The organism is Segnochrobactrum spirostomi, assembly GCF_009600605.1.
Lineage (GTDB): Bacteria > Pseudomonadota > Alphaproteobacteria > Rhizobiales > Segnochrobactraceae > Segnochrobactrum > Segnochrobactrum spirostomi.
This window is the reverse complement of the sequence record NZ_VWNA01000001.1, coordinates 2,019,397-2,027,500: the sequence shown is the minus strand read 5'-3', so window position 1 is coordinate 2,027,500 and position 8,104 is coordinate 2,019,397. Positions and strand designations below refer to the sequence as shown.

Genomic DNA, 8,104 nt, shown 5'->3' with positions numbered 1-8,104 from the left:
TCGGAGCCTGAAATGGTGACGGCGTACCTTTTGTATAATGGGTCAGCGACTTAATTTAACGAGCAAGCTTAAGCCGGTAGGTGTAGGCGCAGCGAAAGCGAGTCCGAATAGGGCGACTTAGTTCGTTGGATTAGACCCGAAACCGGGTGATCTAGCCATGAGCAGGCTGAAGGCAAGGTAACACTTGCTGGAGGGCCGAACCGGTGAATGTTGCAAAATTCTCGGATGACTTGTGGCTAGGGGTGAAAGGCCAACCAAACTCGGTAATAGCTGGTTCTCCGCGAAATCTATTTAGGTAGAGCGTCAGACCTATACTCTCGGGGGTAGAGCACTGGATGGGCTAGGGGTCCCCACAGGATTACCAAACCTAACCAAACTCCGAATACCGAGAAGTACTATCTGGCAGACACACGGCGGGTGCTAACGTCCGTCGTGAAAAGGGAAACAACCCTGATCGCCAGCTAAGGCCCCTAAGTCGTGGCTAAGTGGGAAAGGATGTGAGAATCCCAAAACAACCAGGATGTTGGCTTAGAAGCAGCCATCATTTAAAGAAAGCGTAACAGCTCACTGGTCTAAATAAGGGTTCTTGCGCCGAAAATGTAACGGGGCTCAAGCCACGCGCCGAAGCTGCGGGTGCATCGCAAGATGCGCGGTAGCGGAGCGTTCCGTAAGCCTGTGAAGCGGGATCCGTGAGGACCCGTGGAGGTATCGGAAGTGAGAATGCTGACATGAGTAACGGAAAGGCGTGTGAGAGACACGCCCGCCGAAAGTCCAAGGGTTCCTGCGTAAAGCTAATCTGCGCAGGGTCAGCCGGCCCCTAAGCCGAGGCCGAAAGGCGTAGGCGATGGGAATGAGGTGAATATTCCTCAGCCTGTGGATGGTGACGAACGCCTTAAGTTGTTCAAGCTTACTGGATTGCTTGGGCAGCGACGGAGTTCCAGGAAATAGCCTCCACGTTATAGACCGTACCCGAAACCGACACTGGTGGACTGGTAGAGAATACCAAGGCGCTTGAGAGAACGATGCTGAAGGAACTCGGCAATTTACCTCCGTAACTTCGGGATAAGGAGGCCTCCTCGGTGGGCAACCATTGGGGAGGGGCACAGACCAGGGGGTGGCGACTGTTTAGCAAAAACACAGGGCTCTGCGAAGTCGAAAGACGACGTATAGGGTCTGACGCCTGCCCGGTGCCGGAAGGTTAAGAGGAGGGGTGCAAGCTCTGAATCGAAGCCCCGGTAAACGGCGGCCGTAACTATAACGGTCCTAAGGTAGCGAAATTCCTTGTCGGGTAAGTTCCGACCTGCACGAATGGCGTAACGACTTCCCCGCTGTCTCCAGCATCGACTCAGTGAAATTGAATTCCCCGTGAAGATGCGGGGTTCCTGCGGTTAGACGGAAAGACCCCGTGAACCTTTACTATAGCTTTGCACTGGCATTCGTGTCGTCATGTGTAGGATAGGTGGTAGGCTTTGAAGCCGGGGCGCCAGCCTTGGTGGAGCCACCCTTGAAATACCACCCTTGAAGATATGGATGTCTAACTGCGGCGCGTCATCCGCGCCCAGGACAGTGCATGGTGGGTAGTTTGACTGGGGCGGTCGCCTCCCAAAGCGTAACGGAGGCGCGCGAAGGTGGGCTCAGAGCGGTCGGAAATCGCTCGTTGAGTGCAATGGCATAAGCCTGCCTGACTGCGAGACTGACAAGTCGAGCAGAGACGAAAGTCGGCCATAGTGATCCGGTGGTCCCACGTGGACGGGCCATCGCTCAACGGATAAAAGGTACTCCGGGGATAACAGGCTGATGATGCCCAAGAGTCCATATCGACGGCATCGTTTGGCACCTCGATGTCGACTCATCACATCCTGGGGCTGGAGCAGGTCCCAAGGGTTCGGCTGTTCGCCGATTAAAGTGGTACGTGAGTTGGGTTCAGAACGTCGTGAGACAGTTTGGTCCCTATCTGCCGTGGGTGTAGGAGATTTGAGAGGATCTGTCCTTAGTACGAGAGGACCGGGATGGACGTACCTCTGGTGTACCTGTTGTCGCGCCAGCGGCACAGCAGGGTAGCTATGTACGGTCGGGATAACCGCTGAAGGCATCTAAGCGGGAAACCCACCTCAAAACGAGATCTCCCTCGAGAGCCGTGGAAGACGACCACGTTGATAGGCCGGACATGTACGCCTGGTGACAGGCTCAGTGGACCGGTACTAATAGCTCGATCGGCTTGATCGCTCTCATTAGTCCATGCCCAATCGCCGCCAATCGCGGCGCGACATGACCAAAGACACAAACAGCGTTATCGAAAATTCGTGCTTCGCCGGCCTGGTGGCTATGGCGAGGGGACTAAACCCGATCCCATTCCGAACTCGGCCGTCAAAACCCTCAGCGCCGATGGTACTTCGTCTCAAGACGCGGGAGAGTAGGTCGCCGCCAGGCCCGCTAAGCACGAAACAATCACTCTTCACGATCACCACCTCACGCGGGGTGGAGCAGCCCGGTAGCTCGTCAGGCTCATAACCTGAAGGCCGCAGGTTCAAATCCTGCCCCCGCAACCAAAGACACAACATCACAACAAGCCCGATGCATGCCCAAAACATGCCTCGGGCTTCCTGCGTTACACCAGCCAAAATAACATACAGAACAAAACAAGAACAAAAACCGCCGGAAATACCAAATCATGGCTCACTACACATCGGCGAATACTTGAAACAACTCGCCATCGGGCGCGCAAATGCCCGGCCATAATGCCTCAGGTATCTGTCGCACGCACGACGCAGCCGAGGCGTAGAGGGCAGAACGGCGGCCCCACCGCCAAGCCCGTTCCAGCCCCCGGAGACCAATCCGTGACCGACGAGCCAACCCCGCAAGGCGGCCTCCATCTCTCCATGGCCTTTGGCACCCGCGCCGATGCTGCCCCGCTCCGCATGCCGGCGGACCTGCCGTTCAAGCTCGTGATCGTCGGCGATTTCGGCGGCGCCGCAGCCGATGGCCGTCCGCGCGACATCTCGGCGGAGGATTTCGCCGCGGTTATCGCCGCCATCCGGCCGCGGGTGGCGCTCGAGGTCGCGAACCATCTCGGCGGAACGCCCGCCGCCTTGGTCGTCACGGTGCCCGTCGCAGCACCGCGGGACCTCGATCCCGCGACGCTCGCCGCCCGCATCCCGCTGATTGCCGAGGCCGGGGCGGCGGTTGTCGCCGCCCGCGCCGGTCAGTCCCTCGCTGCAACCGATCGCGAGCGGTTCGCCGGCCTTCTCGCCGATGCCGACGGCTCCGCGGCCGTCCCCCGCGCGACCCAGCATCCTGCGCTGCCGGTCTCGGCACCGTCCGCGCCGCAGCCCGACGATGGCGCCCTCGACCGCCTCCTCGATCTCATCGACCTGCCCGACGCGCCTTCGGCCGCCGCGCCGAGCAATCCGGCCCGCGCGGCAGTCTCGGCCTTCATCGCCTCCACCGGCCAAGCTCGCGCGCCGAAGGCGGCGGTGCCGCGCGGCGGCACCGCCCGGATCGCCGCCCAGGTGCGTGCGATCGCCGATCATCCCGACTGGCAGGCTCGCGAAGCCGCCTGGCGGTCGCTCCGCCTCCTGATGACGGCGCGCGAGCGGCGCCCCGCTAGCCACCTCTTTCTCTGCGACGTCGCCCGCGATGCCGTCCCCGACCTTCTGCGCAGCCACGCCTTCACGGATGCGCTCGCCGACCAGCCGGAATTGACCGCGATCCTGGTCCTCTCGCCGTACGGCGCCGCCGCACGGGATCTCGAGGCCCTCGGCCGCCTCGCCGCCGCGGCTGACCGCCTCGCGACGCCGGTGATCGTCTCCCTCGCGGCGGATTTCTTCGGCACCGACCCGGCGGAGGTGGCCGCGCTCGACGCCCCCATCACACTGTTGGACGGGCCGACCTTCGCCGCCTGGCGCGGGCTTCGGGAGCGCGACGAGAGCGGCTTCCTCTTCGCTGCCTGGAACGACGTCCTCCTGCGGGCGGGGAACGACGACGCGTCGGCGCTCTGGGGTCCCGCGGGAGTCGTCGTCGCCGCGCAAGTTTTGCGCAGCCTCGTGCGGACCGGCTGGCCGACGGAGGTGGCGGGTCCGGGCGCTGCGGTTGGCGGCTTCGATGTGGCCGAATGCCGCCTTCGCGGCGGCCGTACCGTCGCCATTCCCGTCCGCGCGTTGGCCACGCCCGATCTCGCCCGCGATCTCGCCGATGCGGGAATCATCTGCCTCGCCGGCCGACCCGACCACGACGAGGTCTTCATCGTGCGTGCCGCCGCCGTGCACGGTCCGGCGGCCGTCACCGAGGAAACCCGAAAGGTCTTCCGGGGCTTCAACAGCCTGCCGTTCCGCTTCGTCTCCGCCGTGCTCGAAGATGCGTTGCAGGCGAACCGCGACGTCTTCGCCGCGGCAAGCACGCCGGAAAAGACCGCGGACGCGATGCGCGCCGTGCTGCACGACATGCTGCTCCCCACCGGCGCCGGAGCCTCGGCGACCGTCACGGCGGAGGCGGACGATCGCTACGAGGTTTCGATCCGCCTCGGCGACGGGATCATGAACGGCTTCGCGTTCTCGTTCGAGATCGCGCTCTGAGGCCCGCGCGGGGCGGCCTCAGCGCTGCTCCGCATTGAGCGCGCACTCGGAATGGAGATCTGCGCCGACCACCGTCCGCGCGATCTCGGCGAGATGCGGGTGGTGGGTGAAGAACAGCACCTGGGTCGACTCCGCGACCTCCGCCAGAACCTTGAAGCCGGCCTCGGCGCGGGCGTCGTCGAAATTGACGAACAGATCGTCGGCGAGGAAGGGAAGCGCCACGCCCGCCTTCACCGATTGCTCCAACGCCGACAGCCGCAGCGCCAGGAAGAGCTGATCGGTCGTCCCCTCGCTCATGTGCTGCACGTCGACGAGGGTGCGCCCGTCGTCGCGCAGGCCGAGCAGCCGCGGCGTGGGGCCGTCGCTGTCGACGCGCAGACTCGCGTAGCGGCCGAGGGTCAGGATTGCGAAAAGTTCGCCCGCCCGCAACAGAAGCGGATCCTGGTGCCGCTCGCGATATTGCTCGATCGCCCATTTCAAGGTCAGGGCTTCGGCGCGTTTCAGGATGTAGTGCTCGGCGAGCACCTCGAGCTCCGAGCGGGCCTGCGCGGCGTCGGCGGCCGCGTCCGCCGCGGACGTGGTGCCGGCCTCCAGGTCGGCGAAGGCGCGCTTGGCCTCGCCGTGGGCGGAGGCTGCCGCGTCCGCCTCGCCGTTCAGCGCAGCGAGATCGGCCGTAAGCGCAGCGACGCGGCCCGCGAGGGTATCGGGATCGGCGGCGGACACCGCCGCGAGGAGAACGTCGAGGCCGAACCCGTCGCCGCCGGCGACGATGGCCCGCTCCGTTTCGCTCAGCGTCTCGACCAGCATCCGTTTGGCGCGGGACCGCTCCAGAATCTCCGTCAGCGCGACGCGATCGGCCGCGCCGGTCTCGACGAACAACGGGCCCAGTGCGCTCTCGGCGGCGGCGAGCCGCGCGGCGGCTTCGTCGCGTTCGCCGGCGCGGCGGGCGCCTTCCGCCGCGAGCGCCTCAACGAGCCGGGCGGCGCCGCGGGCGTCGGACAGTCGGCTTTTCAGGGCGCCGAGGCGCCCCGCCGGATCGCCCGGCGGCACGCCGAGCCGATCGGCGATCCCATCGAGGTGGGCCACATGCTGTCGGGCGTCGCGCTTGATGCCGTCGATCCGATGTCTCTGGTCAGCCGCGGTCGCTGTCTCCTTGCGCAGGTCGTCGAGCAGATCCAGCACCGGGCCGCACGTCTCGATGTCGAGCGTGAGGCCCGCCTCGGTGAGCGCCGCCGTCCAGGCTGCGGCGCGCTCCGTCGCGACCGCCTCGGTCCCCCGCGCTTCGCTTTCGAGCGCGGCGATGTCCTGCTCCACGCGCTCGACCTCGGCATGGGCGAGCCGCCGCCGTTCGGCCGCAGCCTCGCCCTCCCGCCGATACCGCTCGGCGCGGGCGAGGACGGGTGCGAGGACGGGTGCGAGGTCGGTCTGGTCCTGAGAATCCGGCCCGGCCGGCCCTAAATCAGCACCGCCACCGGCCCCAGCCGCCCCTCTGAGGGCGGTGAGGACCGCGCGCCGCGCGCGCTCCCGATCGCCGGCGAGCCGTTCGGCGCTGGCATCGAGCCCGTCACGCTCGCGGTGCGCCTCCTCGGCGCCGTCGCGGTCGCGTTGCCAGGTCGCGAAAGGAAGCGGATCGAGGACAAGCAGGCCCGCGGCGGCGAGGCGGGCGCGCCAATGGTCCAGCGCCGCGTCTCGCCGCGCCATGCTCTCCGCGACGCGGGCGTCGGCCTGGGCGGCCCGCAAATCGTTCGACGCCTTGGTGCGTTTCAGTTGGGCGATGCGGCTCCAGGCCTCGGCGTGGGTGAAGCGCTGCTCCATCCGGGCATCGACGAGCCGCATGGCGGCCTCGAACGCGGCGACCGTCTCGACGGGGGCGGCGAGCGCCCGTTCGCCGAGCACGTGATCCTTGATCGGCGACCACAACGCCGCTCTCTCGGATTGGGCCGTCGCAATATCATCGGGCGACAAGGCGGCGACCGCCACGGTGCCGGCGATCTCGAGCGCGACCGCGGCGCCGTCCTCCTGCGCCCGGCGAGCCTCGTCCTCGGCCCGGCGGATGTCGGCTGTGATCGCGGCAAGATCGTCGCGGGCGGTCTCGATCTCGTCCGTCCCGATCCGCGGCAACCGCCGCAACGCCTCGATCGTGCCGCCCCAGGGCGCGAGCCGGTCGAGCGCCACCCGCGCCGTCTCTGCGGCGAGGGCCGCAAGGCGGCGGGCCTCGTCGCAGCGCGCGTCGACGTCCGTCCCGAGCGCCCGGGCCGCATCGACCGCCTCGACGAGCGCGGGGGCAAGCGCCGCCGCCCGCGTGTCGGCGAGCGTCGCGAGCGCCCGCTCGCGCCGCTCGTGCAGGGTGGCCCGGCTCCGCGCCGCCGCCGCGCGCTGCGCGCGCGTCTCGGCGTGCAGGCGGGCGAGGTCGCGCAGCCGGGCGGCGATCGCCCGCGTCGGGAGCGCGTCGGCATTTGCGCCGGCTTCGGCGCGCAGCGCCGCGATCGTCCGCTCGGTCGCAGCGAGTTCGGCTTCGCGGGTGATGAGATCGCGGGCCGCCTTCGCGACGGCGCCGGCTTCGGCGACGAGCGCATCGACCGCATCGGCTTCGGCCAGCACCGCTGGGTCGATGGCGATGGCGGCCTTGCGCTCCGCCACGTCGTGCAACAACGTCTCGGCTGCGGCCTTGGCGCGCTCGGCCTCATCGGCGTCGCGGAAGACGGCCGCGGCCGCATCCTCCCGGGCCTTGCCGAGATCGACGATATCGCCGAGCGCGCGCAAGGATTCGATCTCTTGCGCACGCCGCCGCACCAGGGGGGCGAGCCGGCGGATCCGCTCGAGGGCGGCAAGCTCGGCCTGGACGCGGTCGCGCTCCTGTCGGGCAGACTCGAGCGCGGCGGCGGCGCGGTCGCGGGCGGCCCGTGCGTCCGACCAGGTCTTCGGCTTCAACGAGGCCTCGCGGGCGATCTTGGACCGCTCGGTGAAGTCCCGCTGGGCCTGGGTGAAGGTGCGGCGGGCGGCGGCATGCGGCCCCCAGATGGCGTCCGCCTCCGCCTCGAGCCGCTTCAAGGCGTCGGAAATGCCCGTGAGGCCGGAGCCGGCGGCGAACAGGGTCCGGCCGAGATCGTTGCGGGCCTCGACCATGGCAAGGCCGCCGGAGCGTAGGCCGTTCTGGTTGAGACTGAAGGAGAGCCCGAACGTCTCTCGGGTCTGTCCCCGCAGCATGGCGAGCAGCGGCCCCTCGTCGATCGGCGCGTCGGCGCTGTCGACGAGCGTGCCGCTCGTGCCCTTCTTGCGCCGGCAGGCGAGGACGCGGTCGCCGTCCTCGAGCACCGCGCCGACGCGCAGCAGCGCGTAATCGAACAGGAAATTGTAGGGCGACCGCGCCGGGAACCCGAACAAGAGATCGGAGACGGCGGCGAGCGACGTGGTCTTCCCGGCCTCGTTGCCGCCGTAGATGATGTGGAGTTCCGGCGCGCCGGGGCGGAAGCGCAGCGTGCAGCCGTCGAAGTGGCCGTAGCGTTCGAGGCTCAGTTCGGCGAAGCGCATGG

2 protein-coding genes, 1 tRNA gene and 2 rRNA genes (1 of these 5 cut by a window edge) are annotated in these 8,104 nt (G+C 67.3%); 4 read left to right on the top strand and 1 reads right to left on the bottom strand.

The window, feature by feature from the left end:
• The 4 genes from F0357_RS09095 to F0357_RS09080 all read left to right on the top strand — a co-directional run.
• Window positions 1-2,226, top strand: a 23S ribosomal RNA gene (locus F0357_RS09095) (it extends 504 nt beyond the left edge of the window).
• A gap of 89 nt (window positions 2,227-2,315) precedes the next feature.
• A 5S ribosomal RNA gene (gene rrf, locus F0357_RS09090) occupies window positions 2,316-2,430 on the top strand.
• A 42-nt stretch (window positions 2,431-2,472) separates the two neighbouring features.
• A tRNA-Met gene (locus tag F0357_RS09085) sits at window positions 2,473-2,549 on the top strand.
• 288 nt (window positions 2,550-2,837) lie between these two features.
• Window positions 2,838-4,571, top strand: a complete 1,734-nt coding sequence (locus F0357_RS09080) for a type VI secretion system contractile sheath domain-containing protein (protein ID WP_208948268.1) — start codon at window positions 2,838-2,840, stop codon at window positions 4,569-4,571.
• Between the two features lie 18 nt (window positions 4,572-4,589).
• Here F0357_RS09080 and F0357_RS09075 read toward each other — a convergent pair whose 3' ends face one another.
• Entirely contained in the window at window positions 4,590-8,102 is a 3,513-nt protein-coding gene (locus F0357_RS09075; RefSeq protein ID WP_153480031.1) for a YhaN family protein, read from the bottom strand.
• Between the last annotated feature and the right edge of the window lie 2 nt (window positions 8,103-8,104).